2 protein-coding genes are annotated in these 1928 nt (G+C 71.9%); both read right to left on the bottom strand.

The genetic code is table 11. The features are described 5' to 3' along the window. The coding region (locus AC2W7A_RS12010; protein WP_485991544.1) for a hypothetical protein at positions 1 to 234 on the bottom strand (234 nt) is incomplete at its 3' end. Positions 235 to 417: 183 nt separating this feature from the next. After that, entirely contained in the window at positions 418 to 1695 is a 1278-nt protein-coding gene (gene eno / locus AC2W7A_RS12005) for a phosphopyruvate hydratase (RefSeq protein WP_485991543.1), read from the bottom strand. Positions 1696 to 1928: the final 233 nt, after the last annotated feature.

The following is a 1928-nucleotide window of genomic DNA, read 5'->3' as shown; positions in this document are numbered from 1 at the left end:
GATCCGTGCGGCGTCCCGACCGACGGACTCGTCCGCGGCGTCGGCCGCGCGACGCAGCTCGACGACCTCGCCCTCCTGGGCCCCCGCGGGCTGCGCAGCGGCACCCGTCACGGCCGCGCGTGCCTCCCCCTGTGCCTCCTCCTCAGCCGCCTTCGGCGCCGTCGTCGACTCCTCCGCAGGGGCACGGTCGGGAGCACCGGGCACGCGGGGCATGCGGGGGCGGCGGCTCACCATGGACGGGCTCCTTCGGGGGAGGTCTCGGACGGGATGCGCTCCAGGGTAGTCGCCGCACCTGGGCGGGAGCCGGGCTGACGCGCCCACCGCACTCCCTCGCACACGCCGAGGGCCCGTGCACGGGCCCTCGTGGGCTTCCCCGCCACACCGTCTCCGGCGGGCGGGGTCACCTCGTCAGGACGATCAGCCCTGGAAGCGCGGGAAGGCGGAGCGGCCGGCGTAGACGGCGGCGTCGCCCAGCTCCTCCTCGATGCGCAGCAGCTGGTTGTACTTGGCCACGCGGTCCGAGCGGGCCGGGGCACCGGTCTTGATCTGGCCGGCGTTGGTGGCCACGGCCAGGTCCGCGATGAAGGTGTCCTCCGTCTCGCCGGAGCGGTGGGAGATCATGCAGTGGAACATGTGGCGCTGGGCCAGCGAGATCGCGTCGAAGGTCTCGGTCAGCGAGCCGATCTGGTTCACCTTCACCAGCAGGGCGTTGCCGGACTTCTCGTCGATGCCGCGCTGCAGGCGCTCCACGTTGGTCACGAAGAGGTCGTCGCCCACGAGCTGCACGCGGTCGCCGAGGGTCTCGGTGAGGTGCCGCCAGCCGTCCCAGTCGTTCTCGTCGAGCGGGTCCTCGATGGAGACGATCGGGTAGTTGTCCACCAGCTCGGTGTAGTAGGCGGCCATCTGCTCGGCGGAGCGCTGCTCGCCCTCGAAGGTGTACTTCCCCTTCTCGCAGAACTCGGAGGAGGCGACGTCCAGGGCCAGGGCGATGTCCTCGCCGAGGGTGTAGCCAGCCTTCTTCACGGCCTCCGCGATCAGGTCCAGGGCGGCGCGGTTGGACTCGAGGTTCGGGGCGAAGCCGCCCTCGTCGCCCAGGCCGGTGCCCAGGCCCTTCTCCTGCAGCACCTTCTTGAGGCTGTGGTAGACCTCGGCACCCCAGCGCAGGGCCTCCGTGAAGGACGGGGCGCCGATCGGCGCGATCATGAACTCCTGGATGTCCACGTTGGAGTCCGCGTGGGCGCCGCCGTTGAGGATGTTCATCATCGGGACCGGCAGCACGTGGGCGTTCGGGCCGCCCAGGTACGTGAACAGCGGCAGGTCCGAGGACTGCGCGGCGGCCACGGCCACGGCCATGGAGACGCCGAGGACAGCGTTCGCGCCGATCTTGCCCTTGTTCGGAGTGCCGTCCAGGTCCAGCATCGCGGTGTCCACCGCGCGCTGGTCCACGGCGAAGGCGCCCTCGAGCTCGTCGGCGATCTCGTCCACGGCCGCCACGGCGTCCTGGACGCCCTTGCCGAGGTAGCGGCCCCTGTCCCCGTCCCGGCGCTCGACGGCCTCGAACTCACCGGTCGAGGCGCCCGAGGGGACGGCGGCACGGCCCACGGAGCCGTCGGTCAGCAGCACCTCCACCTCGACGGTGGGGTTGCCGCGGGAATCGAGGATCTCACGGGCCTGGATGGCGTCGATCAGAGCCATGGAGCAGTCTCCTTTGAATGCAGTGGTGGGTCCGGTGGACAACGCCCTTCCAGCTTACCGCCCAGGCCCGACGCCGGGACCCCTGAGTCGCCGACGCAGCGCACGTTCCGGGTCCAGGCCCGCGGCCCGCGCATGGCGGACGAGGCTGAAGAGGGTCTCCCCCAGGGCGTCCTCGTCGGCGAGGGCCCGGCCTCGAGGTGCGCAGGGGGTGTCCTCGGGCGGCGGCAGGCGGG

The organism is Micrococcus sp. LASM2_SD2 (assembly GCF_057364565.1).
This window is presented reverse-complemented; position numbering and strand designations above follow the sequence as displayed.